This is a genomic window from Streptomyces longhuiensis, from assembly GCF_020616555.1.
GTDB lineage: Bacteria > Actinomycetota > Actinomycetes > Streptomycetales > Streptomycetaceae > Streptomyces > Streptomyces longhuiensis.
The window spans coordinates 68899-94155 of sequence record NZ_CP085174.1 but is presented as its reverse complement, the minus strand read 5'-3'; the positions used below and the strand labels follow the sequence as shown (position 1 = coordinate 94155).

The following is a 25257-nucleotide window of genomic DNA, read 5'->3' as shown; positions in this document are numbered from 1 at the left end:
TCGCCGCGTTCATCCGGCCTCCCCCTGCGCGTGGCAGCCGACCTTGCATTCAGGCTCTCAGTTGCACGCCTACTACTGAATGCACCGTTCCATTGGGGGACGACGAGGGCGGGCGGGGCGAGTGGGCGCTGCCGTTTCGAGCCCCCAACTCGCCCCGCCGGCCCGGACACAACCCGACCCGAGGACCCCCGCTACGGTCTTCTAGGCCGTCCACCAGCTACCTGTTCCGCAACGCCCAAGCGCCACCTGGATCGGTGAGCGCAGAACTGAATGCGCAGGTCGTGCCGTCTGCCAGCGCGGCTTGCCGGCTCAGCGGACTCAGCTCTTGGGCATGAGGACGGAGTCGATGATGTAGACGTTGGCGTTGGCCGTCTTCACGTTGCCGCAGACGACGTTCGCGCTGTCGTTGACCTTGTAGTTCTCGCCGGAGCCCGAGGTCGTGAGTTTGGACTTCTCCAGCGTGTCGAACGAGCCGTTCTCCAGGTCCTTGGGCGCGAGCTTCTGGCCCACGACGTGGTAGGTGAGGATCTTGGTGAGCTGGGCCTTGTCGTTGAGGACCTTGTCGAGGTCGGCCTTCGGGATCTTCGCGAAGGCGTCGTTGGTCGGCGCGAAGACAGTGATGTTCTTCGCGTTGTTCAGCGTGTCCACCAGGCCGGCCTTCTTCACAGCCGTGACCAGCGTGGACAGCGCCGGGTTGTTCGAAGCCGCAGTGGCGACCGGGTCCTTGGCCATGCCGTCGAAGGAACCCGCACCGTCCTTGGGCACGGACGAACACGCCGGTCCGAACGGTTCGTCGGCGTTGGTCATGTCGTCGGACGGGCTGGCCATGTCCGACCCCTTCGACGCGGCAGCCGACGAACTGTCGGACGCCTTGTCCTTGGAGTCGCTGTCGGAGCAGGCGGTCAGCGCCAGCGGCAGCATGGCGGCGGCGGCAACAGTAACGGCAACACGACGGACTCGAGTCTGCATGACAATCCCTCAAAGATCAGAACCGTGGAGGCCATCCGCCTCCATCACCGGGAATCCGGAGCAGCCCAGGCCGCGGATTGGTGAAATCCCGAACGAGTGATGCGCGTACGAATGAGGACACTCGGCCGGGCAGGAGGCTCAGATGCTCTGGTGCCCGCGGGCGCTGGCAGGGATTGTCGTGGGGCAGACCGCCGCTGACCCGCCCCTTAGAGATCATCTCAATTGGTGAGTCTGCGGTAGCAGATGAGGGTGCAGGCGATGCTGGTGAAGGCCAGGAAGTGGATGGCTTGCCGCTCGTAGCGGCGGTGGAGACGTCGGCAGCCGGCGAGCCAGGCCATGGTGCGTTCGATGGTCCACCGGTGACGCCCCAGCTTCTGTGACGTCTCAACTCCCTTGCGAGCGATGCGCGGTGTTATGTGGCGTAGGCGGAGCCATTTCCGCAGGTGACGGTTGTCGTAGGCCTTGTCGGCGTGAAGCTTGGCGGGGCGCCGGCGGCGTGGACCGCGCCGAGATCTGATCGGTGGGATGCCGCGCACGAGTGGTTCGAGGGCCTGACTGTCATGAAGGTTGGCGCCGGAGATAGCGACGGAAAGCGGCAGTCCGGTCCGCTCGGTGATCAAGTGGATCTTCGAACCATACTTGCCCCGATCTACAGGATTCGGACCCGTCAGGTCCCCCTTTTCAGGGCGCGCATGTTCACCGAGTCGATTGCGCATCGTGACCAGTCCAGCTCGCCTCGAGCCCCCAGCTCGTCCAGCACCAGACGATGCAGTTTCGCCCAGACCCGTTGTCGGCTCCACTCCATGAACCGGCGGTGAGCCGTGGCCCCGGATGGCCCGAACACGGGCGGGACCTGCGACCACGTGCACCCAGTCGTGGCCACGAAGACAATCGCCGCCAACACCTCACGGTCCCCATGGCGGCGCCGACCACCACCCTGCGGCCGAGTCGGCGCCTTCGGCACCACCCGCTGGAACAACTCCCACAGTCCATCAGGGACCAGACGCTCAGTCAGCAACACAGCATCAGACTACCGGCATCTCCAATTGAGATGATCTCTTAGGCACCTCTCGTCATCAGCAGCAGACCGACACTGAAACTGAACAGAAGCTTTTGCATGCGGAAGTTGCGTGTATTGAATCGGCCGCCCAGGGTGTACCGCTGGAACGCGGTGTGAACCGGGTGACGACACCAGTAACTCATGCGCGCCCGCCCCGCCCGCCGTAAGGATCCTCATCGCCGCTTCCTGAACGTAGTTCTTCCCGGTTGGCTACGCGTCGACAGTGACGACGACCGAGTGCCAGCCGGACGCGCCGTCGGGGATCGTCGGAGTGCGCTTCTCGGTCTGCGTCTCGCCGGTGCGGTCGGTGGCCCGCACCGTCAATGTGTGACCGCCCTTGGTCGCATCCCAGGCATAGGACCACTGCCGCCAGGTGTCCCGGGTGTCCTGCGCGGCCAGCCGAGCCTGCTGCCACTCCCCGTCATCGACGCGCACCTCGACCTTGTCGATGCCGCGGTGCTGCGCCCACGCCACACCCGCAACCATGACCGTCCCCGCCTTCGGACGCCCGAACGGCTTAGGAGTATCGATCCGCGACTCCGTCTTGATCGGCGCACGCTGCGCCCAGTCCCGCTTCACCCAGTACGAGTCGTAGGCGTCGAAGGTGGTCAGCTCGATGTCCTCGATCCATTTGCAGGCCGACACATAGCCGTACAGGCCCGGCACCACCATCCGCACCGGGAAGCCGTGCTCAAAGGGCAGAGGCTGGCCGTTCATACCGACAGCGAGCATCGCGTCCCGACCGTCCATCACGTCCTCGACCGGGCTCCCGATCGTCATGCCGTCCACCGACCGGGCCACCAGCTGATCGGCCGGGCCGCCCTTCGACGGCGGCCGCACCCCGCACTCTTCCAAGAGGTCGGCCAGGCGCACGCCGATCCAGCGGGCGTTACCGACATAGGGGCCGCCGACCTCGTTGGAGACGCAAGTGAGGGTGATGTTCCGCTCGATGAGCGGCATCTTAAGCAAGTCATCGAAGGTGACGGTGCGTTCGCGCGTCACGCCCTTGCCGTGGATGCGCAGTTTCCAGGATGTGGCGTCGACCTTGGGGACGACGAGCGCGGTGTCGACCCGGTAGAAGTCGCCGTTGGACGTCATGAACGGGCTGATCCCGTCGATGCGCAGGGCCGCACCCTTGGGCACGGGGGCAGCCGAGGACGACGGCGCCGGAATCACGACGCCCTTGCGGGAGGCAACGGCATTCTGACCCTGGGAGCCGTTCAGCGCACGGCCGGCGAGACCGGACCCGGTGGAGGCCGCCGCCGCGGCGGTCGCGGCCAGGATGAACCCTCGCCGGTCCCACCCGGTGCTGTCGGTGACGGGCGAGCCGCCCGCGCCGGGCGTGGGAGCGGTTTCCGCGCCGTCGCGGGCCTCGGCCTCAACGCCGTCCCCGGTGCCCGCCACACGGGGTTCCGCCGGGTGCGGCACGGAGCCCAGACGTCCGATCAGCCAGTACAACAGCCCCGCGCCGGCCACTGCGCCCACGACCGACGGCAAGGCGTCGGTCGCGCTTGTCGAGTCCGGCCGGCCCGTGGCCGCGAGCGCCCCCACGACGCCGAACGCGAGAACGCCGAGGGAGCCGATCAGCCGCCACCGCGTGGCCACCATCCCCAGGATCAGCGCCAGCAGGGTGAGGACGCCCAGGATGCCGAGTTGCAGCACGAGCTTGTCGTTCGTGCCGAAGTGACGGACCGCCCAGTCCTTCACCCCCGGTGGGGTCCGGTCGATCGCCGCCCCACCGACCGCGATGACCGGCCCCGACTCGGGCCGCACCGCCGCCGAAACCAGTTCGGCGACAGCGATGGCGGCGTACCCCGCGAGCAGACCGCTCAGGGCTCCCAGCGCCAGGCGTTTGATGCCGCGCAGCGGCGAGTTCGGCGTGTCATGGTCCATGACCGGAATCCGTTCTGCGGATGCGCCCGGATTGGTCCGTCACACCATCGAGATGCGCAGCGCCGTTCCACAGAAGTAACAACCTTCGATCAGCCAAAGGCGACAACTGAGGTTCCCCCGCTGTGCGGGAGACACTGATCAGCTGGTCAGAGCCGGTTGACGGGTTTCAGGTCCGTCGGTTCGGCCGTCGCCTGCTTGGTGTAGTGCTGCTCCTCGAACTCGATCGGACTGAGCCAGCCGAGCCGTTCCTGGATGCGACGACTGTTATAGAAGCCGTCGATGTACTCGAAGAGCGCAGGGTTCGCCTCGGCCCTGGTCGCGAAGACGCGACCGCGCACGCACTCCGCCTTGATCAGCATCCACAAGTTCTCTGCGAGAGCGTTGTCGTACGAGGCAGCCGTGGTCGGCGTGATGGATGAGCTTTGCGGGCTCGACCTCTCGGGACACGAGGACGTACTCCAGAGTGGTCAGGACCAGGTCGGCGTCCGCGCTGGCGGAGGTCTCCCCAGGGCCACCACAGGGCGCGAGACGCTCACGCATCGCGGAGAGCCACAACGCCCCTCACCGGCCGGGGTCATCGTCAGGTCGGTGACCCACAGCCGGTTCGGCACCTTCGCGGTGAAGTCCCGCTTCACCAGGTCCGGGGCGAGCGTGGCCTTCGGGCCGCGGCGTGTGAAGCCGTTCCGCCTCGCAATCACCGCCAGCATGGCGGCGGCAGTAACCGCTAAGGCAACACGACGGACTCGACTCTGCATGACAATCCCTCAAAGATGAGATCCGTGAGAGCCATCCATCCGCCTCCGTCGCCGGGAATCCGGTGCGGATTGATCGCTTCCTCCCCGGCTCCCTGGGCGGTCGTGAACTGGGCGTCCGCGATCCGGTGCGCCATGCGCCGGGGGAGCGGCGACTGGCGGCGCGCGCGGTGCGGTGCGTGAGGTGAGAGCACCGGAGGGTGGGCGGTGTCAGCGGACGTGCTGCATGCGGTGTGTGCGGTGGCTGAGTCGTACGCGGGTCTCGACGGTGTACGGGGCGGTGGCGCGCTCCAGTTCCGCGGTGACCGCGGTGAGTGCGTCGAGGACCGCTTCGGGGGCGGTGTCAGGGGCGAGCCACGTGTGGATCCGCAGCCGCAGGCGCCGGCGCCGGGTGTGGATGCGGACGCGGCAGCGGGCGACGCCGTCGATGGCGGCGGCACGCTCGCTCACGGCGCACTCCAGCGCGTGGGTGCGCAGCGCGCTGCCCGGCGCTGCCAGCGGTAGTCGGGAGCGGTTGCGGACGTGGAGCTGGCTGAGCAGCCACAGGGCCAGGAGCAGAGTGGCCGACACGCCGGCCGCGAGGACAGCGGGCGTCCACCAGTCGTGGCCGCGCAGGGTGGCCAGCCCTTCGCGATCCAGCAGCACACTGCCGGCGAACGGGACGGGCCATCCGCCGGGCAGGTGCGCGGCGAAGGACGTACGGGCGGTGGCCAACCAGAGGCCACCGAGAGCCAGCGCCAGTCCCGTGACGGCCAGAACGGTGCGGTTGGCGGTACTGCGCGGCTCCCTCATCATCGCTCACCTCCCGCGGTGACCTCGCCGGTGAGCTGCGGGTCGGCCGGGGTCTGGGTCTCGGGGGCCGGGGTCTCGGAGGGAGGCTGCCACGTGGGCTCCGGGGTGACCGTCATCTTCAGCCGCGGGGTGCGGCCCAGCCTGCATGCCGCCAGCGCCTGTCGTGCGGCGGTGGTCGCCTGGTCGCGGGCCTGATCAGGGTCGCCGAAGGCGAGGCGGGCCCGGACCCGCACGCGTCGCCGGCGCGCCCGTACGTCGACAGTGTCCATGCCGGGCACGTCTCCGACGGCGTCCCGGATCAAGGTGGCCACCGTCGCACGGTCGACCGAGGCGTTCCACTCGCGCGAGGCCACGGACAGGGGCATCTGCTGACGGCGTCCGGGCGTCAGCGCGAGCACGATCAGCCACACGCCCAGCAGAGCGACGACAGCACCCGCGACGACGACGGACGTGTCCCCGGGCCCGTGGCCGGCGAGCCAGGACACCACAGTCATCCGCCACGCCGCGGCGCCCTGGCCCGTCGCATGCACCCGGATCACATCGGCGGTGACGGCGGCGCAGGCCGCGGCGACGGGCAGGATTACGACGGTCATCGGGACTCGCCGCTGCGACCACCAGCGCCGCGGGGGGCGCCGCTGGTCCGGCATCTCCTCCGCCTGCGCCACCGGGGGAGTCCGCGTCGAGGACAGGGCAAGCCGCGTGACGGTCAGTCGTGCCGCACGGATGTCCAGACCGGTCAGTTCGCCGGTCCGGGCCGCCACGTGCCGCTGCACCCTGCGGGCGGTGTCGGACAGCGCCGCCGGATAAGGCAGGGCGACGCGCAGCGCGACGGCGGCGCGTCGCCCGTGGACGGCCACCGAGGCCCTGCCGGTCCCGGAGGCAGGGACCGGCAGGACCTCCTCGGCCGCCCGTTCGGCGATCCTGCGGACCGCCTTGTCGGCGATGACCGTCGTGCCCCGCTGGGCCGGGCCGGTCATCGCCGGCTCCGTACGAACTTCTCCCGCAGGTCCTCCACCTGGCCGCCGCCCTCCAGCCAGGCTCCGGCCGCGTAGCCGGCCCCGCCGAGGGCGGCCACGAGCAGGAACGCCCCGAAGCCGCCGAAGTACCCGGCGAAGGCCAGCGCCATCCCCGCGATCATTCCGGTGAATGCTCTGCTCATTCCTCGTCCACTCCCCGCCCGGCCCCGCACAAGGGCCGGTGTCGCACGCCGTATGACCTTGTCCGTGCGGGTGTTACTCGACGCGGGCCTCGGCCGGGGTCGCGTCGTCCTCCTCGGGCAGGTGGACGTCGTTCACGGTGATGTTGACCTCGACGACCTCGAGGCCGGTGGTCCGTTCGACGGCCGCGATGACGTTCTCCCGTACGTCGCCGGCCACGTCGGTGATGGACACGCCGTACTCGACGACCAGGTCCAGATCGATGGCGGTCTGCCGCTCGCCGACCTCGACCTTCACGCCGCGGCCCACGTTGGTCCGGCCGCCGGGGACGCGGTCGCGGACCGCGCCGATGGTGCGGGACAGGCCGCCGCCCATGTCGTGCACACCCGGGATCTCCCGTGCCGCCATTCCGGCGATCTTGACCACGACCACGTCGGCGATCGAGGTCTTGCCGCGGCTGCCAGCCGGTTCGTTCGCACCCGTGACTCCCATGCTCACCGCCGTCGCGGACGGCGTCGGCGATGCCTTGGCCGTCTGTACGCGGGAGGCGTTCGAGGACGCCGGGGCGGTCTGCTGCGTGGTCATGGCAAGATCCCTCCATCAAGCGCCGCCATCGGCGGACGCTGCGAGTTGCTGCTACTTGGTCAGACACCGCCCGGCGGCGGTTGTTACGCCCTCCCCGGAAAACTTCTGCTCCGATGCCGACAGTTGCGAGCAGTTGCGAGCGACGCCCCGCGTCACAGCAAGGCGACGCCCCGCTTCACGCCAGAGCGACGCCCCGCGTCACAACAACCCGGCCGCGGTGTCCAACGAGTAGGACGAACGAGAGGAGCCACCCCGTGTCGGGGGACCCCACACCGACCAGACCGCCTGACGCCCAGGCCGGGCTCGACGACGCGCTGCTGACCGTACGAGCGGCCGAGGGCGACGAGGAGGCCTTCGCCGTCCTGGTGCGCCGTCATGTCCCGGCGCTGGTCCGCCTGGCCACCCGGCTGCTCAGCAACCGCGTCGAGGCCGAGGATGCGGTGCAGGACGCGTTCATCAGCGCCTGGCGCAGGTTGCCCGAGTTCCGTGGCCAGTCGTCCTTCGGCACCTGGCTGCACCGGATCGTCACCAACCGGTGCCTCAACGTCCTGCGTGCCCGCAAACCGCAGACGGCTCTGGAGGCGGTCGACGAGATGGCCGCGCCCGCACACACCGTCGCCCCCGACAGGATCTTCGAGGGGCGCGCCGCGGTCCGCGACCTGCACGAGGCACTGTCGGGCCTGTCGGCCGAGCAGCGCACCTGCTGGGTGCTGAGAGAATTGGACGACCGGTCCTACGAGTTCATCGCGGAGACGGTCGGCATCACGCAGCAAGCCGTCCGCGCACGCGTCTTCCGCGCCCGACGTCATCTGACCAACGCATTGGGGGCCTGGCGATGACCACCCGCATCCACCCGCCCGCCTCTCCGCCGCCCGACTCCGACGACGAGCAGCTCCGTTGCGGACGGATGCTGTTCGAGGTGTGGAGCGACTGGGAGGACGGGGTCGTCGACTCCTGCCCCCACTGTGAGAGAGCCGTCCAGGACCTCGACCAGCTGGGGACGGCCGTCCGGCAGATGGAGGACGCCACCGACGAAGCCGAGGTCTCCTCCGGGTTCGACCCCGCCGCGCTGACGCAGCGCGTCATGGACGTCGTCCGTCTGGAGCTGCGACCGGGGCGTCCGCTGCCCCTGAGCGACCCGGCCGACCACATGTGGATCATGGAGTCCGTCGCGGCCCGTACCCTGCGCACCGCCGCCGAACAGGTACCCGGCGTCCGGGCCGGATCCTGCCGGATCGACCCCGCGACGGCATCAGGCACCGGCAAGGTCACCGTGCGCATCGGCATCCGCGCGCCTTGGTCGACCCCTGATCTGCAGGAACTGGCCGACAGGGTCCGCTCGCGGGTCGAACAGGCCGCGGACCGGCGTCTCGGCCTGGACATCGGCGGCGTCGACATCTGCATCACGGATCTGGACGACGCACCGGTCGGCGATGAAGCATCTGCCGGCGACGACGTAGGCGCCGACCATGCGCCGAGCGGCGACGACGCACCGGCCTGTCAGGACGCGTCCGCCACCACGGAGAAAGGCCGGGAAGGATGAACCAGCAGGCGCAGGCCGCTTTGGCGGAGGCACTGGCCAGGACGGTCCAGGGGGTGCCCGGTGTCGCCTTCCTCAAGCCCGACGTGGCGCAGCGGCTGCGATCGGCGCTGGCGGTGACCCGGCTCGGCCATGCCTCGCCGCCCGGCGGGCTGCGGGTCAGCCGGACCGGCGCCAGTGAACCCTGGAGGATCGAGATCCAGATCGTCACACGCGCCGAAGCGCGAGCCGTTGACGTCACCCGGGCCACCCGCACCGCCATCGAGACCTTCCTGAAAACCAGGGATCCGACCGCGACATCACAGATCACCATCACGGTCACCGGCATCGTGTGACGGCACGTGCGACCGGGCAGGCGACCGGCGCGCCGGTCCGGAGTGTCAACGCACCGTCCGGATCGACCGGCTCTCCCCGATCCGGCTGTAGATGCGCTCCGGTGTCAGGGGCAGCGCGCAGAAGCGGAGGCCGGCGGCGCGGTGGAGCGCGTTCGCCAGGGCGAAGCCGCCGCACCGAGATGACCTGCGTCCGATGATCGCGTAAGGGAAGGAAGAAGGACAGTCGTTCCCGGCCCGGGCACGGAACACGATGTGACCCCCAGGAGTCGTAGTGATCAAGGTTGAACGTGTCATGCACTCGGACCGCAAGCGCGACGAGATCGTGGCCTACATGGCCGACTTCTCCCACGCCGAACAGTGGGACCCGGGCACCATCAGCTGTCGGCCCCTCAGCGCCGGCGCTCCGGTGAGGGTGGGCACGCAGTGGCTGAACGTTTCCTCGTTCCGTGGACGCCGCACCGAGCTTCGCTACGAACTGACGCGGATGAGCGACGACCGGCTCACTTTCGTCGGGCGCAACAAGACAGCTACATCGACGGACGACCTGCACTTCGAGCCGCATTCAGGCGGCACCCGGATCACCTACCGGGCGCACGTCGAGTTCCACGGGATCGCGCGACTGGCAACGCCCCTCCTGAAAGGAGAGTTCGAGCGCCTGGGGGACGAGGTGTCCGAGCAGCTTCCGGCCGCACTCCAACATGCCCTGGGCCCTCCGCGTCTGGACCACAACAGCTCTGACCTGGCAACCCGCAAGCCTGCCCGCAACTCTCGTCATGAGAATGGAAAGCGGGAACCCTCCGTCAAGTCCAGGCGAGCCGCCTCGATCTCTCCGCGTGACCGTTGCGACGACTTCCACAAGCAGGGGGATCAAGAACAGCGTCCCCGTAGTGCGGGACGGTGCGACGTGGCACCAGATGGGCACTCTGCCTGGCCGCCAGGTCGGCGTACGGTGGCTGCGTGGCTACCGACGATCTGGGGCGAACGCTGCGGCGCCTGCGCCGCCTGGCCTCCCTGACCCAAGAGGAGTTGGCCGAGCGCTCGGATCTGTCGGTGGACGTGATCCGGCAGCTTGAGCAGGGGCGGAAGACTTCGGCGCGCCTGCCTACGCTCCACGCGCTGGCGAACGGCCTCGGCGTGGAGCTGACGACCCTTCTGGGGGACCCTCCTGCCGTCTCGACGGGGGAGAACGACGGGCCACGGTTCGTGGCCGTGCGGCGCGCCATCATGCCGGTGCTCTGGGTGGCCGAGCCGAAGGCGCCCAGCCCCGACTTCTCACTGTCCTCCTTGCGCGAGCAGGTCGCAGACGGCTGGACGCAGTACCACGCGGCCGAGTTCGACACCGTGATGAAGACGCTTCCCGACATGATTTCGGACGCGCGCACCGCCACGGCGTCGCCCGACCGTGCGGAACGGGGCGCCGGCTTCGCGGCGCTGGCCAAGGCCCTTCAGCTGGCCGGGCACGTCGCCGTGCGGATGGGGAAAACAGATCTCGCGCTGATCGGCCTGGAGCGCGCCATAGATGCCGCGGGGCGCTCGTCCGACCCGCTGCTACGCCCCATGATCGTCAACTCCGTTGCGTGGACCTACCAGCGGCAGGGGCGCCTCGGTGACGCCCTGAGTATCGCCCTGCACGCTGCGGACGACACGAAAGAGAGCGGGCTGACGGGCACCGCTGACGGCCTGAAGGTCTGGGGCGGGCTGACGATGTCGGCCGCCACGTCGGCCGCGCGCAGCAACGACTACGAGCGGGCCGCTGCGTTGATGGAGACCGCGGAGAAGGAAGCCGCTCGTGTGGCGAAGCTGCCGCAGGGCAGCGACAGCCGGATGGTCAGCGTGTTCAGCCCGTCGTCGGTGCGTATCGAGCGCGTTCGGCTGGCCGTGCAGTATGGGCACCCCGATCAGGCTCTGACTCTGGCGAAGGGGATGCGGCTGAGTAAGGACACCCCGCCGTCGTGGCGGACGTGGCTGCTGCTGGACGTGGCCCGAGCCCATACGGATCTGGGCGACGCGGTGGGGGCGGTGAAGGCCCTGGAGTCACTCCGCCGGGTGGCGCCGACGTGGATGCAGCATCACACCCTGGCGGTAGCCATCGTTCGTGATCTGTGGGCGCTCCCCAACCACCCTCCGGGGCTGCGGCCGTTGGCCGAGTTCCTGGGGGTCGGCGCATAGCGTCGAGAAACTAGGACGCCCCGTCACTGTCACCCTGAGTAGCGCGCCGATTCCATGAGTCGTACAACGCCCCGGCAACCGCGTGAACGGTCCCGGGGCCGGCCGACCAACAGGAGTCGACATGGCCGAGATTACGGGTCGAGCGTCCGGCGCGGGAAGCGGACCGAGCAACACCCTTGAGGCGCCGCCCATCCATGTCCCACCCCCTGGCGGCCTGTCCGAACCGCAAGCGTGCGGCAGGGCCTGCGTGTGGTGCGCCGTCGCCCTGGACAACTCCACCGCTATCGATCTCGGCGTGCGGGAGACGGACGCCCATGGCACCGCAGCCCGCTGGTTTCCCCGCGGCTGCCGCCCCTGCGCGATGCGCCGCGTGTATCCCGCACAGCTCAACCACACGGCGATCTGCGAGCAGTGCACCGACGACCCGGGGCTCTGCGCTCCGGGGACATGGCTCCGTCTCGTGATGCGGCAGGTGCGGCGATGAGCGCGCAGCGCAAGACGCTGGAGAAGAACGTGGAGATCCCCGGCATCTGCTTCATCCGCCAGCCCGAGAGCACGCGGCGCTGCACCCTGTCAGCCGGGTACTACGGCGCCCATCGGCACTTTTACAGCGGCCAACTCACTCACGGTTTCCGCGCCGCCACGGGCTGGAGGCAGCGGCCCGGTGAGAATCAGGCAGACTGAGACTCCCGCCGCCGGGTGCTTGGAGGTGACCGGCGGCGGGCTGGGGCGGTCCGCTTGACGGCAAGAGCAGTGGGAGCGGCCCGCCCTGCCACGATGTTGCGCAGGTCGACATCGAAGCCGGGGCGACCTGCAGCGATCGCTTGACGCCCTCCCCCCAGCAACAAGGCGCAGTCGGGGAACACCGGGAACTCCGGTTCCACCGGTGGGAACAGGGCCGGGAACATCTGTGTCCTGGCGGACTGCACCGCGCACGCCTCCTCCGGCAACTCTGGAGACACCGGGAAGACGGGTGACTCCGGTACCGCGTCGAACGCGTCCCACACGAGTGGTGGTGACGCCGGCCGTGGCGGGGACTCCGGCCCGGCGAAGGCGCACGGCTCCAGCCACGCCGCCTCGAGCGCGAAGCAAGACATCTCCGGCCGGCACAGCGGCAAGGGCAGCACTCAGCGGCGCCTCGGCGTCGAACAAGTCCGGCGTCGCTTCCGGTGACACCGGCCGTGGCGGGGACGGCGGCAACGCCTCCAGCAACAACCAGGCCCAGTCGGGGAACAGCGGCAATTCCGGGAACTCCGGTTCGACCGGTGGGAACCAGGTCGGGAACATCTGCATCCTGGCCCGGTGCGGGGCCTCGGCCACGTCGGGCGACTCGGGTGACACCGGCGCGACGGGTAACTCGGGTGACGCGTCGAACGAGTCATGGACGTCGGGCGGTCGCGGTGGCCGTGGCGGGGACTCCGGCCCGGCCCACGCCATGGGCATGGCGAACGCCGCAGCGTGGTCGGAGCAGCGCAGCTGGGGCCGGGAGGGCCAGTACCGGATCCTGCCCGCCTTTGGCAGCTGGGGCCACGGCGGTTCCAGCAGCAGCGACGCCTCTTCGCAGGCCGACAACCGCACCGGCGCCCGCTCGGGTGACACCGGCCGTGGCGGCGACGGCGGCAACGCCATCAGCAACAACCAGGCCCAGTCCGGGAACAGCGGCAACTCGGGCGACTCGGGTTCCACCGGCGGCAACCAGGCCGGCACCATCGCCATCCTCGGCAGCAACAGCGGCCACCGCGGCGGTGGTCATGGCTGGGGCGCCTCGGACTGGGGCCACAGCTGGATGAGCGGCGGCTCGAAGGCCTCCGCGACCTCGGGCGACTCCGGGAACACCGGCAAGACCGGCTGCACGGGTGACGCGTGGAACAAGTCCTGGACGTCCGGCGGCAAGGTGCCCGTGGTGGCGACTCCGGTGCGGCGCACGCGACCGGTATGGCGCACAGCAGGGCCTATGCCAAGCAGCAGAAGTCTTCGCACCGCTGGGGCTGGACCCGTCACCACGAGCGTTCCAGCAGCAACAACACCTCTTCGCAGGCCGACAACCGCACCGGCGCCCGCTCGGGCGGCACCGGCCGTGGCGGCGACGGTGGCAGCGCCACCAGCAACAACAGGGCCCAGTCCGGGAACAGCGGCAACTCGGGTGACTCCGGGGCCACCGGCGGCAACCAGGCCGGCACCATCTCGATCCTCGGCGGTCACAACCAAGGTGGCCACCACGGAGGCTGGAAGCACCAGGACAGCAAGCAGGGCGCCTGGGCCACGTCCGGTGAATCGGGCATGACCGGCCACACCGGCAGCACGGGTGACGCGTGGAACACGTCCTGGACCGATGGCGGCCACGGTGCCCGCGGCGGCGACTCCGGCCAGGCGCACGCGATGGGCATGGCGCACAGCAAGGCCCACACCAGCTGACCTGACCACTCACCTGCACCAACTCGTGGAATCTTCAGGGCTGTACCCGCTCCGCCGGGTGCAGCCCTGAAGTGCATGCCGGCGACCTCGATTCAGAGAGTGCGGATCCAGGTGCCTTCCAGTGCGCTGCGGTTGCCGGTGAGTGCGTAGCGGCGCGTGGCGAGGACGGTTTCCATGTCGCAGCCGATGTCGTGGGCGTACTGGGCGAGAACGGTGCCGGCGGCTTCCCGGTCGGACAGGTGGGCGGGGGCGAGTTCGAGGGCGATCTGGCCCAGCCGCCCGCCTGCCGCGACCATTTCCTCGATCAGGTAACGGACTGCCTTCGTGTCGGCCTGGTGCCGCTCCGCGTCAGTGAGAGCCCGGTGGGCGTCTCGCACCAGTGCGACCAGGACCATCGCGGCCTGCCGCGCCTCACCGGTGGCTACACGCAGGTCCTCGGCCAGCCGCGCCGCGTGAATCCGGCCGACCGGCTCCGGTGCCGCCTCGTGCTCCGGCTCCACGGTGAGTCCTCCTCCGGCGTGAGGCATGGGCTGCAGGACTGCTCTGCTGTATCAGGGGCCAGGATGCCTGGACGGCCTCGAGATAGATCCCTATTTGTGCGGGCGTGTCATGTCGTGCTGTCTGTCTGCAGTGCATCCATGCCCCGCCGGTCGGCAGCCGCCTGCCGGCAAGGTGAACGTCGGTCAGTTCGGCCTTTGGGCCTCACTTGCTGATTTGTCCTGTTGCGCGACGAGGCATCACCGGCAGTGAGTTAAGCCCGGGCGACGTGGACGAGGTGGTTGTACTCCAGATCCGACTCGGTCGCAGCCTCGATGAAGAGGTTGACGCCGTCGAGCTGGTTTCTGAGGGTGGCGTAGCAGGTGGCCTGTGCTGTCCCTTGCTCGGCACTGGTGCCCCGGGGGGTCCAGGAGATCAGCAGGATCGCCTCTTTGCGGCTGCCGTCCCGGTCGGCGAAGCACAGTTCGTAGGCCACGAAGCGGGGATCGGACGGCAGGGTTTTGAGGAGTTCGTCGTGGGTGAGATTGCCTTCGAAGTCCAGGGTGAGGGTGTCCAGGTTGTCGTTGAGCCGGTACAGCACGGTGGTGACGTGCCGGCTCCTCTTGAGATTGTTGAATGCGTCGATACAGCGGTCTTCCACTGAGATGGCACTGGTCACGACGACACCTTCCGGTCATGGGCTGGGCGTTTCGCTGAGCCCAACGAACCCTTGACCGGGAAGTTGTGGACGAGCACCGATCGGCGGTGCCCGCCGGAATCCGGCGGGTGCAGGGGTTTCCGAACGCAGCGACCATGATCGGGCGGCAGCCCGTCTGCGTGAACGTGGTGTGGACCAGGTACCGCCTCGCCTGATGCCTGCTCGCCCGTTTCGATCCCGCACAGGGTCATGCTGGAGGTGGTGAGGCGAGTGCGTGTGGTCGATGCAGTAGTGCGCCGGTGACGTGTAGACCCGCTGGGCTCCCGCGTCCTCGACCCCATCACGGGAGAAGCCAGCGGACAGTTGTGACGACAGCTCCGACTCGTGGTGAAGCGCGTCGTCGACTGGGCGTAGAAGGCGGTCAGGCCGTGAGCTGTATGCCGCCTGGCGCCGCGCGCTGTGTGGGCGCGGGGTCGGTGAGGTGGGCGTCCAGTTGCTGTTGTGCCGCGGTGAGGGCCGCTTTGATGGTGAGGGTGCCGGTGGAGACGCAGAGGGTGTAGGTGACGTCGTCGAGTTCGCGTCGGAGGGGGACGGTGCCGTTCTCGGTCTCTAGGGCGAGGAGTGTCTTGTACTGCTCGAGAAGCTTTTGCAGTATCGCGGGGTGGGGCATCAGCACGGATTCTCCTACGGGGGTGATGGGGCCTGTGCTGTGTCCGGGCAAGGCCACGTCACGGTTCGCCCGGGGGAGTTTCAGGCGAGCATGCCGGTGCGGAGGTGGGTGAGGACGCGGGTGAGGAGTCGTGAGACGTGCATCTGGGAGATGCCCAGTTCCGCGCCGATCTGGGTCTGGGTCATCTCCTGGCCGAAGCGCATCTCGATGATGCGCCGATCACGGGTCTCGAGCTTGTCCAGCAGGGGGGCCAGAATGTGGAGGTTGTCGGTGGCTTCCATGGCGGGGTCGACGTCGCCGATCACGTCGGCGTAGGAGCGGGTGGCGCCGGGGTTGTCCCCGCCGTCGGCCGGCATGTCCAGGGAGCCGGCGGTATAGCCGTTGGAGGCGACGATTCCCTCGATGACCTCGTCCTGGCTCAGCTGCAGGTGTGCGGCGAGCTCCTTGACGGTCGGTTCACGGTCCTGGTCGGCGGCGAGCTGCTCTGTGGCCTGCGCGAGGTCCACCCGCAGTTCCTGCAGGCGGCGGGGACGTGGACGGCCCACGTGGTGTCGCGGAAGAAGCGTTTGATCTCCCCGACGATGCAGGGAACGGCGAAGCTGGTGAACTCGACCTCGCGGGACAGGTCGAACCGGTCGATCGCCTTGATCAGGCCGACCGTGCCGACCTGGACGATGTCCTCCATCTCGCCGCTGCCACGGTTACGGAACCGGCGCGCGACGAACTGGACCAGGGAGAGGTTCATCTCGAGGAGGGTGTTGCGCGCGTAATGGTGCGCCTGCGTGCCCTCCTCCAGGACGTCGAGCCGGTCGAAGAACAGCTTCGACAGAGCCCGGGCGTCCTTGGGCGCCACGGTGCCCGCGTCCTCGATCCAGGGCAGCTCACCGCAGGCGGCAGCTCCCGTTCCTGGCGCGGCTTCTCCCCCGATCCGCACGGTCTGGGTGATCGGCGCAGAAGTCGCTGCCATGTCCCGTCCCTCCCCTAGTGGTGCACTCGTCTCGAATCGGCTCCTGCCCCGGCACGGCGTGCGCATGCGCCTTTTGCCCGGCAGGAAAACGAAACACGGCGAAGGAAGCCTGGTAGGAGCGTCCCTGCTGCGTGGGGCGCCGGTATCTGTAAGCGCGGGCGTTTTCCGCACCCAAGCCCCTTATGTATGACCTCACTATTTGGTGAATACCACTCCCCGCGTTGGAGCGGAGTAAACGAACGCGATTTTGAGGCGTGGTGGGATTTTTGCTGGGCACATGATTGCTCGGAGGTTGATATTCATGGTTCCCATCATTCTTGTTCTTCTGCTCGCCCTGATTCTCTTCGGTGCCGGTTTCGCGTTGAAGGCCCTGTGGTGGATCGCCGTCATCGTGCTGGTGGTGTGGCTGCTCGGCTTCGTGATCCGGCCGGCCGCGCACGGCGGCAAGCGCGGCCGCTGGTACCGCTGGTAGGCCAGCCTGAACAGCACAGCCTCATGCGGGTGGGCCGCGACGGATCTTCGTCGTGGCCCACCCGCATGTCTGCTGCCGATTACGAGAAGAAATGAGAAGTAATGGTGTGCTCAATCAGGGGCATACGGGATGTGTGGCCGGACGCGCTGTCAGGAACCATGACCTCCCAGGACGGCGCGTCGGGCCACACTTAATTTCGCGCCGTGTAAATGTGTGGGGTCCGCTACGCAGGGCACGCGGTCTTCAGAGAGCGCGTCACCGCAATTTAGGGGTACGCCGATCCGACTCCACCGCTTCATCTGTGGAGCAGTAAATTCTGATGAGGGAGCCGTTTTATGAGTGACAGCATCTGGGGCTACCAGCCGACCGCCGGCCACACTGCGGGGATCGACCTGATCGGTTACAAGGTCGAGGCCACCGACGGCAGTATCGGCAAGGTCGACAAGCACTCGGACGACGTCGACTCCGCGTACCTCGTCGTCGACACCGGTGTCTGGATCTTCGGTAAGCACGTCCTGCTGCCCGCCGGCACGGTGCGCACCGTGGACCAGACGGAGCGGAAGGTCTTCGTCGACCTCACCAAGGATCAGATCAAGGGCTCGCCCGAGTTCGACAGGGACAAGCACGTCGGTGACGCCGGGTACCACGAGCAGGTCGGCAGCTACTACACCAGCCACCGCCGCACCTGACCCCACTACGTGTTTATTCTGGGCGCCCCGCTCTCCGTCACGGCGGTGGGCCTGTGGGAGCTGCACCGGCTGCGCGTGCACTACGGGCTGGGGATGCGGGGACTGCTGATGCGCTAGGAACGGCGCCTCGCAGGACGAGGACGTACAGATTGCGGCGTTCTGCTGCGGCGGGTAGCGCGCTCGCGCTGTGCTGCGCGGATGGGCGATACCCGGCTGGAACCTGTCGTGTTGTCGGAGGCCGAGCGGCTGACGCTGGAGAGCTGGGCCAAGCGCCGCTCGACCGCCCAGGGACTGGCCGTTCGCGCACGCATCGTGCTGGCGTGCGCGAACGGCTGCACCTACGCCGACGTCTCCTCGGTCGGCATCGGCGCGTGACAACCCGCAGCGCAAGCAGGGCCTGGTATGCGATGCGTACCCAGGCCCTGCTGACGTTCGGAGCGGCCCTGAGCGTGAGGCCGGCGGGACCTCTACTCGGCGTCGGGATCGATGCCCTGGGCCCGGGCGAGCGCTCGCAACAGCCGCTTCACGTTGCCCAGCTCGCCCTCGATCGAGTCGAGCCGCTGCGTGAGGGACCACCGGGCGCGCCGATCGCGTCCGCCAGGGAGTCGATGTTCGAAAACGCCGTGCGCTGCTGGGCCTTGATGTCCCCCAGGTCCTGGCTGTGCTCCGCCAGCGTGCGGCCCGTGCGGAACGCCTCGGCCTCCAGGTCCCGCAGCCGCCCGTCCGTCGTCGTCTGCGTCATGCGCCCATCCTCCCAGACACGGTGGGCGGGGCGGGCGGGGTTGGTCCGGATCACTTCCCGCAGTGCGGGCACCGGTCGCTGCGCCGGCCCCTGGTTTCCACGACCATGCGCTCCCGCAGCCGCCGCAGCTGATACGCGACGCTGGATGTGCTCGTCAGTCCCACGGCCGCGCCGAGCTCGCGCATGGACGGTGCCTCGCCGTGCTCGGTGATCCATTCACGCGCGCACGCGACGATGCGGCGCTGTCGGTCGGTCAGGGCATACGACGGGGCGATGGTGCTCATACTTGATTAGAGCACATGTTCGATTTTCTGGGTGAGCTGCCGGGTCGGCCGGAGCCGGATTTTCCGTGGAAAGTCCGAGCAGTCCGGATCAGCCCGATCACAGTTGCTTCACCTGACGCCACCGCTATGTGGTGGCTATCTTGGTGCCATGTCGATCACCACGATGACGCTGCGCGTCCCCGACGAGCTGGCTCCCGTGATCAGGCAGGCAGCGCAGGCGGACGGCCTGAGCGTGAATGCCTACATCGTGCGTGCCGCCCGGCGCGCCGCCCTCCTCGATGCCGGCCACCAGCTCGCAGCCCTCGGCCTGGGCCAGGACCTGGCGGGCGAGGGCGACACCCTTTGAGCCAGGAGATCAAGCGCGGCGACGTCTGGACCCCGCCCGACGACCGTCACGTCCTGGTCGTCTCCCCGACCGGTCTCGACGAGGCGTGCGGGGCCGTCCTCGCCCTCGTGCTGCACCCCGCCGGCCGTTACCCCGACACCGCGATGTCGGTCGTCATCCGCGACCCGATCCCCAGCACAGCGGTCGCGGTGAACCTCCAGCAACTGCGCACCGTCCGCTTCGCGGAGGCGACCTACCGCGGCGCCCTCGACCCGGCCACGATGGCCCGCGTCGACCAGGCCCTACAAGCCGTCCTCGACCTCTGAACCCGGGCCGCACCGTGGCCCGAATGCTTCCGTACGCCCTGGTCCGGTCTGCCCGTGCGGAGGACGATGGAGGCATGGACGACCGCCACCAGGGGCACGTTGCCGGACCGGCGCAGCCCGGCTGTGATCTGCCGGGCGTGGACCGCGCCCGGCAGATCACAGCCGGGCTGCGCGCGGCGATGGACGGTGTGGTGCGCTCGGTGGCGACGCTGGCCGCCCGGGTCCGTGACGCGCACGCCGCCCGCATCTGGCTCCCCCTCGGCCACAGCGGCTGGGCCTCCTACTGCGGGGCGGAGTTCGGCATCTCCCGCGCGCAGGCCTACCGGCTCCTCGACGTCGCCCACGCCCAGGCCGCCATCCACGGCGCCGTCACGGCGAGCACCGATCCGTCTCGCACACGAGACACCGACCCCGTCGCCGAAGCCGCGCTCGACTACGGCCTGTCCCAGCGCGCCCTGGTCGACGTCTGCGCCCGCCGCGGCGACGTCGCCCAGCTGATCACCCGCCGCCTCGCCACGCTCACTCACAACGGCGAAAACCCCCTCGACGAGCCGGCCGTGCGCGAGGTGGTCCGCCAAGCCGTCCACGACATCCGCGCCACACCGTCCCCGCCGCCGGTCTGTCCGTCGGCGGATCCCGCGCTTGCCGCGCTGCGCGCCGTGGTCGACGACCTCGCCGCCGGCACCCACCAGGTCGGCGAGCTGATGCTCGAGGTCGCCCCGGCTCACCTGTCCGACGCGGCGGCGGCCCACGTCCTGGCGCCGCTGTGTGAGGAGATCGGCGAAGGCCTCGACCACGCCCTCGCCGCCCGCCGCTACGCGATCTCCGGCGACCGCCGCGCCCTTAACGGCACCGTCCTGTGAACGGTGCCGCCTCGACGTCCTGCGAGGCGAACACGTGGCCCCAAGCCCTCGCTCGCCAAGTGTTCGTCCGGGCCGCACCTTCTTGGTGCTCCCGCTCGCAGGCACCACTATCGACGCAGGCGCAGCGCGCGACCGTGCTCCCGTACGTGCCGGTCGCGTGATCTGCTGGGCTGCCCTGGCAGCGTCTTAAGATCCGCTGGTGGCACACACCTTCGATGAACTGGTCGAGAGACAGCAGGCGGCGAACGCGGCGCACCGCGAGGTTCTGCGCCTGCGCGACGAGTACGGCCCGCCCACCGCGGCGGACTGGGCCGAAACGCAGACGGCGACGTATGAGACGGCCTGGCGCGCCTGGCGGGACCTGGCCCGGGACACGCAGGCCGCGGTCACCCAGTACGCGAAGGAGCAGGGCATCGCCCGGCACGAGGCCGAGGCGGATGTGAAGGCGAAGGCTCGGGCCGGCGAGGCGCATCCCGAGCCGTAGAGCCCCGGTGGGACGCCGAGCGCGACCAGCCTCAACTGATGGAGCCCGCCCGGCTGGAAGAGGCGCGGAACGCTCCGGGCGGGGCTCTCGCTGATCCTCACGCAGCCACCCTTGCTACCGCCTGCGCGACACGGCCATTCGAGTGACCATGCATCCGGCGACCGCCGCGCCGTGCACGGCACCGCCCGGTGACCGCCGCCGCTGCATGGCCCGCAGCGTCGACCAGGCCCTGCGCGCCGTCTTCGATCTCTGACCGGCAACCTCCTCTGCGGGGCGCCAGGCATGGAAATGCCCCCTCAGCAGAGGGGGCATTTCCATGACCGTCCACAGGGGTTTTCCCTGGTCAGAGCACCTCGCGTGTGCCGCTTTCTCTCTTAAGGTTACCTCTGGGCCGCGCAGGACGCGCGTTGGCGACGGGGCCGCTCCCGGCGTCTTTCGTCAGGTCAGAACACGGTGGGCACAGAGGGGCAGACCGTGACCGGATCTGCTCCCTGGGAACCACAACTCCCCACCATTCCTGATGCGTTGTCAGTGACAGCTGGTTTCCTGGTGGGTCCGGTGCGCGCAAGGGCGCACGGGACGCCTGGACGGGGGAGTAGCCGACCGGCATGGACGCCCTGGCCGCAGGATGCAAGGTGGCCAAAGAACAGGGGGCTGTGTTCATCGGGGTCGAGCAACAGGGCCCGCTGTGGGCGGTCAAGGCCGACGCGCTCACCGCCCCCCAGCACACCATCGACCCCGCCGTGTACAACGCGGTGCGCGAGGCCGTCATCCGCCTGATCCACTCCGGGAAGATCCGTCCCGACTCCTCCGCCGGCAGCCTGCCCGGTGCGGGCGAGCGCCTCGACGAGCAGCGCGTACGCCCGCTCCGTCGGCGGCCCGTCGGGACCGACGTAGTACGGCCTGCTGAACGAGATCGGGTCGATGTCCTGCCAAGGCACGAAGCCGAGCACCTGAACGACGTGCCGGGTCGCCAGCGGCAGACACGCCAGGTCCTCATCCGTGAGCGGCACCAACTGCCCGTCCGGCAGCTCCCAGCCGCGCCCGACCTCCTCGTACCCGATTTCACGGTCCTCGGCCTCACAGAACCGCCGGTGCTGCACCCGGCCGCTGTCCGCGGCATGGATCTCCCGCAGCCGGACTTTGTGCTCCTCTGTCGCCGAGAACAGCTTCACGGGGAGCACGACCAGCCCGAACTGGATCACGCCGGACCACAGGGCCCTCATGCCTCCAGCGTCCATTGCCACCGCTCCGGGTGCATCTCGGCCAAGCTGATCGCTTGCGTCCGGTGCTTCCGTACGCCCTGGCCTGGTTTTGTGTGTTTCCTCAGGCGGGAATGAGGCCGTGGGGGTCGATGATGAACTTTTCGGACACTCCCGTGTCGAAGGTCGCGTAGGCGTCGGGGGCGTCGTCGAGGCTGATCACCTTCGTGTTGAGCATGGCGCTCAAGTAGGGCATGCGGTCCCACAGGATCGCCATCATCAGCTCGCGGTTGTAGTGCATGATCGGTGCCTGCCCGGCGGAGATCCGCGGCGACTTGATCCAGGCCTTGCCGAAGTCGAGCGGGTACGTTCCCTCTTGCTCGGCCTTCGACTTCGCGAGCGGGTCGGCGCCGTAGACCCCGATGACTCCGGTAGCTCCGCCCGCGCGGGTGGCGTCGATCACCTGGTTGAGGGCGTAGGCCGGGTCCATGTCCTTGGCCTCGCGGCCGATGCCGTGTGCCTCGGTGCCGACGTAGTCGACTGCGCAGTCGACCATGGGTTCGCCCAGGATGACCTCGATCTGGTCGGTGAGCGCTGCGTCCTGGCTCAGGTCGATCGTCTCGCAGCCGTTCTTCTTCACCAGCTCCAGGCGGTCCTTGTGGTAGTCACCGACGATGATGCAGGACGCCCCGAGGAGGCGCGCCGCTGCTGCGCCGCAGCGGCCGACCGGGCCGGCGCCGGCGATGTACACGGTCGAGCCCGCCTTGGCACCGGCCTCCATGAGGCCGTGGAACGCGGTGGGCAGGATGTCCGAGAGCAGCGCCAGGTCACGGATCTTCTCCATGGCCTGGTCCCTGTCCGGGAAGCGAAGGAGCTGGAAGTCGGCGTACGGGACGAACAGGTACTCGGCCTGGCCGCCGGTCCAGTCGCCCAGGTTGAAGCCGTACGCTCCGCAGGACACCTTGGGGTTCGTGGTCTCACACACGTCGGTCCGGCGCGCCCTGCAGTTGCGACATCGGCCGCAGGCGACGTTGAACGGAACGGAGACGAGGTCGCCCTCACTGAGGAACTCGACGTCGGGGCCGACCTCGATGACCTCCCCGGTCATCTCGTGCCCCATCACCATGCCCTGGGGCACAGGGAAGGACCCGCGGTAGATGTGCAGGTCGCTACCGCAGATGTTGGTGGCGACGATTCTGAGGATGACGCCGTGCGGGGCCTTTTTCCCGTTCGGCATCTGAAGCTTCGGGAAGTCCAGGGACTCGACGCGCATGTCTTTCGGGTTCTGGAAGGTGACGGCGCGGTTGCTGCTTGCCATGACGATCTCCTCTGCTGATCCACGGCGATTCGGCCGTGGAAGTGCCGGCGGTCATTTCGGTGGCTTTGCGACGGCTTTCCCAACGTAGGGCTGCCACCCAACGTGCGCATGCCGGAACCGGACCTTCTATGCCGCGTGCCATCGCACTAACGCTGCGTGCCACGCTCCCGGTCAAGCACGTCATCTCCATCTGGGCAGGTCCGCCCGAGGCTCACGGTGTCCTGTCAGGCGGGTTGCAGTGCGGCGGCGAAGCGTTCGATGATCGCCTTGCAGAAGGCGGGGAGGTCCTGCGGGCCGCGGCTGGAGATCAGCTGGCCGTCGATCACGACCTCCTCGTCGACGACCTCGGCGCCGGCGTTGCGCAGGTCAGTACGAATGCTGGGCCATGAGGTGAGGCGGCGACCGCGCAGCACGCCCGCCTCCGCCAGGATCCAAGGTCCGTGGCAGATGGTGGCAACGGGTTTCCCGGTCTCCACGAACTCCCTCACGAAGGCGACGGCGTCGGGGTCGGTGCGCAGCTGGTCGGGGTTCATGGTGCCGCCGGGCAGCAGGAGCGCCTCGTAGTCGCCCACACGGGCGTCAGCGACCTTCTTGTCCACGGTAAAGGTTCCGGCCGGGTCGATGTCCATCTGGCGCGCGTTGATCTCGCCGGTGTGGAGGGAGAGGAGTTCGGCCTGCGCTCCAGCGCCCAGCAGTGCGCCGAGAGGCTCTTCGAGCTCGACGCGCTCAACGCCGTCCGTGGCCAGGATTGCGACCTTCCTGCCGTGCAGTTCGTTGGTCATGTTGCGTGGTTCCTTCCGGTTGTCGGCGGGGGACCGGTTCGGGTCCGCGCTGCCGCCGCTCAGCTGCCGTCGAGGTGGAGGAGGACCTTGGTCCAACCGTCCTCGCGGTGGCCGAAGTGCGGGTAAGGCCGGGGCCCGGTCCAGCGACAGCTCCTGGGAGAGGAGACGATCCAGGACGGCTTGGCCTTGCCCTGCTCGATCAGCCCGCACAGCTGCCGGTTGAAGGAGGTGTGCTGACGGATGCCAACGAGCGGCCGCGCTGAGGGCTCCGCTGATCACGGCATGGCGGGGCCAATCGTCAGAATGCCGTCGCCGCAGCCTCGGCCACGGTCTGGTCCTGCTCACCGCTGCCGCCGCTGACGCCCACGGCGCCGACGATCCGGCCGCCGTGCCGCAGCGGGACACCGCCCGCGAAAATCATGATGCGTCCGTTGTTGGATGCGTTGATCCCGAAGAACTGCTCACCGGGACCCGCGTTGGCGGCCAGGTCGGCGGTACTGATGTCGAAGGCCCGGGACGTGAAGGCCTTGCAGATGGAGATGTCGACGCTCCCGATCCAGGCCTCGTCCATACGGATGTGCGCGACGAGGTTGCCGCCGACGTCGACGACGGCGATGTTGCTCGGCGAGCCGATCTCGTCGGCCTTGGCCTCCCCCGCAGCGACGACCCGCCGGGCGTCCTCCAGGGACACGGACTCCGTCTTGATGGTCATGCCAAGGTCCTTTCTGCTGCGGTTGTGTACCCGCAGCCTGGTGTATCCCGACCCCGCGCGCCTCCGCCTACCGGGCCGAACCTCGCGTGCTCCGATGCGCACGGCAGGCCCACCCCATGACGGCCCAATCCGGTGCGGTGGCGCCGGCTGGGACCAGTCCGACGCGCCGGGCGTGGACAAGGCAGTCTGGTCTTCAGGGGAGTTTGTGGGCGAGGACGTCGAGTTGCTCGACGGAAGGCGGTTGGGCGAACAGTTCACCGGCTCGTTCCGTCAGGGCGCTGCCCAGGCGGCCGGCGAGGTGGGCCTGGCGTGCGTCGTCGTGGGGGAAGGCGTCGAAGATGGCGAAGGTGGACGGGCTCAGGCGTACGGCGAACCAGGCGACGGTGTCGGGCTCCTCCTGCACGATGGCAAGGCCGTCGCGGAGAAAGGCGGCGACCTCTTCCTCCTTCCCGGGCTGGGCCTCGACCTGTACGTGCAGCGCGACGTTGATGTTGGCCATGAGGGACTCCTTTCCGGTGCTCGGTCGCCCGGGAGCGGCCGGACACTGCCGTGACCGGTGAACGGGTCTCCTGTACGGCCGCGCCAATGCCCCACATTGTCCATGTTGTCACCTTTTGTG

General features: G+C 68.9%; 34 protein-coding genes and 1 pseudogene. 15 read left to right on the top strand and 20 right to left on the bottom strand.

What is annotated here, in order from left to right:
- Window positions 1-318 precede the first annotated feature (318 nt).
- From LGI35_RS45410 to LGI35_RS45375, 8 genes are all read right to left on the bottom strand, one after another.
- Window positions 319-969, bottom strand: coding sequence for a fasciclin domain-containing protein (locus LGI35_RS45410; RefSeq protein WP_227300881.1), 651 nt, complete (start codon window positions 967-969; stop codon window positions 319-321).
- A gap of 218 nt (window positions 970-1187) precedes the next feature.
- A protein-coding gene (locus tag LGI35_RS45405; protein ID WP_423835789.1) for an IS5 family transposase occupies window positions 1188-1984 on the bottom strand; the annotation gives its coding sequence in 2 pieces (ribosomal slippage) (window positions 1188-1649 and window positions 1652-1984; 795 coding nt in all).
- 255 nt (window positions 1985-2239) lie between these two features.
- Complete coding sequence (locus LGI35_RS45400; RefSeq protein ID WP_227300880.1) at window positions 2240-3922, bottom strand: sulfite oxidase; 1683 nt, start codon at window positions 3920-3922, stop codon at window positions 2240-2242.
- A 146-nt stretch (window positions 3923-4068) separates the two neighbouring features.
- Window positions 4069-4281: an IS3 family transposase gene (locus tag LGI35_RS45395; RefSeq protein ID WP_227300879.1), complete on the bottom strand. Its 213-nt coding sequence runs from the start codon at window positions 4279-4281 to the stop codon at window positions 4069-4071.
- 603 nt (window positions 4282-4884) lie between these two features.
- Entirely contained in the window at window positions 4885-5466 is a 582-nt protein-coding gene (locus tag LGI35_RS45390; RefSeq protein ID WP_227300878.1) for a hypothetical protein, read from the bottom strand.
- Window positions 5466-6443, bottom strand: a complete 978-nt coding sequence (locus LGI35_RS45385) for a DUF6286 domain-containing Asp23/Gls24 family envelope stress response protein (protein WP_227300877.1) — start codon at window positions 6441-6443, stop codon at window positions 5466-5468. Before LGI35_RS45385 ends, LGI35_RS45390 begins: the two co-directional genes overlap by 1 nt.
- Entirely contained in the window at window positions 6440-6625 is a 186-nt protein-coding gene (locus tag LGI35_RS45380; RefSeq protein ID WP_227300876.1) for a hypothetical protein, read from the bottom strand. Before LGI35_RS45380 ends, LGI35_RS45385 begins: the two co-directional genes overlap by 4 nt.
- Window positions 6626-6698: 73 nt before the next feature.
- Window positions 6699-7208 (bottom strand): Asp23/Gls24 family envelope stress response protein, encoded by a 510-nt coding sequence (locus tag LGI35_RS45375; protein ID WP_227300875.1) that lies wholly within the window; start codon window positions 7206-7208, stop codon window positions 6699-6701.
- 254 nt (window positions 7209-7462) lie between these two features.
- Between LGI35_RS45375 and LGI35_RS45370 the strand changes: the two genes are divergently transcribed.
- The 7 genes from LGI35_RS45370 (at window position 7463) to LGI35_RS45340 (ending at window position 11936) form a co-directional block, all read left to right on the top strand.
- Window positions 7463-8047: an RNA polymerase sigma factor gene (locus tag LGI35_RS45370; protein WP_227300874.1), complete on the top strand. Its 585-nt coding sequence runs from the start codon at window positions 7463-7465 to the stop codon at window positions 8045-8047.
- Complete coding sequence (locus LGI35_RS45365) at window positions 8044-8751, top strand: Asp23/Gls24 family envelope stress response protein (RefSeq protein WP_227300873.1); 708 nt, start codon at window positions 8044-8046, stop codon at window positions 8749-8751. Before LGI35_RS45370 ends, LGI35_RS45365 begins: the two co-directional genes overlap by 4 nt.
- Entirely contained in the window at window positions 8748-9083 is a 336-nt protein-coding gene (locus tag LGI35_RS45360) for a hypothetical protein (RefSeq protein WP_227300872.1), read from the top strand. Before LGI35_RS45365 ends, LGI35_RS45360 begins: the two co-directional genes overlap by 4 nt.
- 271 nt (window positions 9084-9354) lie before the next feature.
- On the top strand, window positions 9355-10098 hold the full coding sequence (locus LGI35_RS46460) for an SRPBCC family protein (RefSeq protein ID WP_341483517.1): 744 nt from the start codon (window positions 9355-9357) through the stop codon (window positions 10096-10098).
- On the top strand, window positions 10041-11252 hold the full coding sequence (locus tag LGI35_RS45350) for a helix-turn-helix domain-containing protein (protein WP_227300871.1): 1212 nt from the start codon (window positions 10041-10043) through the stop codon (window positions 11250-11252). Before LGI35_RS46460 ends, LGI35_RS45350 begins: the two co-directional genes overlap by 58 nt.
- A 121-nt stretch (window positions 11253-11373) precedes the next feature.
- Window positions 11374-11736 carry a hypothetical protein gene (locus LGI35_RS45345; protein WP_227300870.1) on the top strand — a complete coding sequence of 121 codons (363 nt, stop codon included), beginning with the start codon at window positions 11374-11376 and terminating at the stop codon, window positions 11734-11736.
- Complete coding sequence (locus LGI35_RS45340) at window positions 11733-11936, top strand: hypothetical protein (RefSeq protein ID WP_227300869.1); 204 nt, start codon at window positions 11733-11735, stop codon at window positions 11934-11936. Before LGI35_RS45345 ends, LGI35_RS45340 begins: the two co-directional genes overlap by 4 nt.
- 1065 nt (window positions 11937-13001) lie before the next feature.
- Here the strand turns inward: LGI35_RS45340 and LGI35_RS45335 are convergent.
- A complete protein-coding gene (locus LGI35_RS45335; protein ID WP_227300868.1) occupies window positions 13002-13178 on the bottom strand; it encodes a hypothetical protein in 177 nt (58 codons plus the stop codon).
- A gap of 9 nt (window positions 13179-13187) precedes the next feature.
- Between LGI35_RS45335 and LGI35_RS45330 the strand changes: the two genes are divergently transcribed.
- Entirely contained in the window at window positions 13188-13667 is a 480-nt protein-coding gene (locus LGI35_RS45330) for a hypothetical protein (protein WP_227300867.1), read from the top strand.
- A 92-nt stretch (window positions 13668-13759) separates the two neighbouring features.
- On the opposite strand, the gene LGI35_RS45325 is transcribed toward LGI35_RS45330, so the two are convergent.
- The 4 genes and pseudogenes from LGI35_RS45325 to LGI35_RS45310 all read right to left on the bottom strand — a co-directional run bounded on the left by LGI35_RS45325 (window position 13760) and on the right by LGI35_RS45310 (window position 16439).
- Window positions 13760-14167, bottom strand: coding sequence for a hypothetical protein (locus tag LGI35_RS45325; protein WP_227300866.1), 408 nt, complete (start codon window positions 14165-14167; stop codon window positions 13760-13762).
- Between the two features lie 251 nt (window positions 14168-14418).
- Window positions 14419-14823 (bottom strand): cofilin family protein, encoded by a 405-nt coding sequence (locus LGI35_RS45320; protein WP_227300865.1) that lies wholly within the window; start codon window positions 14821-14823, stop codon window positions 14419-14421.
- Between the two features lie 400 nt (window positions 14824-15223).
- Entirely contained in the window at window positions 15224-15472 is a 249-nt protein-coding gene (locus tag LGI35_RS45315; RefSeq protein WP_341483519.1) for a DUF5133 domain-containing protein, read from the bottom strand.
- Window positions 15473-15552: 80 nt separating this feature from the next.
- A pseudogene (locus LGI35_RS45310) lies at window positions 15553-16439 on the bottom strand (SigB/SigF/SigG family RNA polymerase sigma factor).
- A 301-nt stretch (window positions 16440-16740) separates the two neighbouring features.
- On the opposite strand from LGI35_RS45310, the gene LGI35_RS45305 reads away from it, so the two are divergent.
- From LGI35_RS45305 to LGI35_RS45295, 3 genes are all read left to right on the top strand, one after another.
- A complete protein-coding gene (locus LGI35_RS45305; protein ID WP_227300863.1) occupies window positions 16741-16911 on the top strand; it encodes a hydrophobic protein in 171 nt (56 codons plus the stop codon).
- 335 nt (window positions 16912-17246) lie between these two features.
- Window positions 17247-17600 (top strand): PRC-barrel domain-containing protein, encoded by a 354-nt coding sequence (locus tag LGI35_RS45300; protein ID WP_227300862.1) that lies wholly within the window; start codon window positions 17247-17249, stop codon window positions 17598-17600.
- A 198-nt stretch (window positions 17601-17798) separates the two neighbouring features.
- A complete protein-coding gene (locus LGI35_RS45295; protein WP_423835788.1) occupies window positions 17799-17975 on the top strand; it encodes a hypothetical protein in 177 nt (58 codons plus the stop codon).
- A 148-nt stretch (window positions 17976-18123) separates the two neighbouring features.
- Here LGI35_RS45295 and LGI35_RS45290 read toward each other — a convergent pair whose 3' ends face one another.
- Entirely contained in the window at window positions 18124-18342 is a 219-nt protein-coding gene (locus LGI35_RS45290; protein ID WP_227300861.1) for a hypothetical protein, read from the bottom strand.
- Between the two features lie 50 nt (window positions 18343-18392).
- Complete coding sequence (locus tag LGI35_RS45285) at window positions 18393-18626, bottom strand: LexA family protein (protein WP_227300860.1); 234 nt, start codon at window positions 18624-18626, stop codon at window positions 18393-18395.
- A gap of 148 nt (window positions 18627-18774) precedes the next feature.
- Between LGI35_RS45285 and LGI35_RS45280 the strand changes: the two genes are divergently transcribed.
- The 4 genes from LGI35_RS45280 (at window position 18775) to LGI35_RS45265 (ending at window position 20624) form a co-directional block, all read left to right on the top strand.
- Window positions 18775-18972, top strand: coding sequence for a type II toxin -antitoxin system TacA 1-like antitoxin (locus LGI35_RS45280; protein WP_227300859.1), 198 nt, complete (start codon window positions 18775-18777; stop codon window positions 18970-18972).
- Window positions 18969-19277, top strand: a complete 309-nt coding sequence (locus LGI35_RS45275) for a type II toxin-antitoxin system PemK/MazF family toxin (RefSeq protein WP_227300858.1) — start codon at window positions 18969-18971, stop codon at window positions 19275-19277. The genes LGI35_RS45280 and LGI35_RS45275 overlap by 4 nt, the downstream gene beginning before the upstream one ends.
- Before the next feature lie 74 nt (window positions 19278-19351).
- Window positions 19352-20140 (top strand): hypothetical protein, encoded by a 789-nt coding sequence (locus LGI35_RS45270; protein ID WP_227300857.1) that lies wholly within the window; start codon window positions 19352-19354, stop codon window positions 20138-20140.
- 199 nt (window positions 20141-20339) lie between these two features.
- Window positions 20340-20624, top strand: a complete 285-nt coding sequence (locus LGI35_RS45265) for a hypothetical protein (RefSeq protein WP_227300856.1) — start codon at window positions 20340-20342, stop codon at window positions 20622-20624.
- 443 nt (window positions 20625-21067) lie between these two features.
- Here LGI35_RS45265 and LGI35_RS45260 read toward each other — a convergent pair whose 3' ends face one another.
- The 5 genes from LGI35_RS45260 to LGI35_RS45240 all read right to left on the bottom strand — a co-directional run bounded on the left by LGI35_RS45260 (window position 21068) and on the right by LGI35_RS45240 (window position 25137).
- Complete coding sequence (locus LGI35_RS45260; RefSeq protein WP_227300855.1) at window positions 21068-21850, bottom strand: Ku protein; 783 nt, start codon at window positions 21848-21850, stop codon at window positions 21068-21070.
- A 100-nt stretch (window positions 21851-21950) separates the two neighbouring features.
- Window positions 21951-23144, bottom strand: coding sequence for an alcohol dehydrogenase catalytic domain-containing protein (locus LGI35_RS45255; protein ID WP_227300854.1), 1194 nt, complete (start codon window positions 23142-23144; stop codon window positions 21951-21953).
- 224 nt (window positions 23145-23368) lie between these two features.
- The gene (locus tag LGI35_RS45250) at window positions 23369-23926 is read right to left on the bottom strand and encodes a type 1 glutamine amidotransferase domain-containing protein (protein ID WP_227300853.1); all 558 of its coding nucleotides are present in this window, start codon (window positions 23924-23926) and stop codon (window positions 23369-23371) included.
- A gap of 298 nt (window positions 23927-24224) precedes the next feature.
- Window positions 24225-24638 (bottom strand): GlcG/HbpS family heme-binding protein, encoded by a 414-nt coding sequence (locus LGI35_RS45245; RefSeq protein ID WP_227300852.1) that lies wholly within the window; start codon window positions 24636-24638, stop codon window positions 24225-24227.
- Between the two features lie 193 nt (window positions 24639-24831).
- The gene (locus LGI35_RS45240; protein WP_227300851.1) at window positions 24832-25137 is read right to left on the bottom strand and encodes a putative quinol monooxygenase; all 306 of its coding nucleotides are present in this window, start codon (window positions 25135-25137) and stop codon (window positions 24832-24834) included.
- Window positions 25138-25257: the final 120 nt, after the last annotated feature.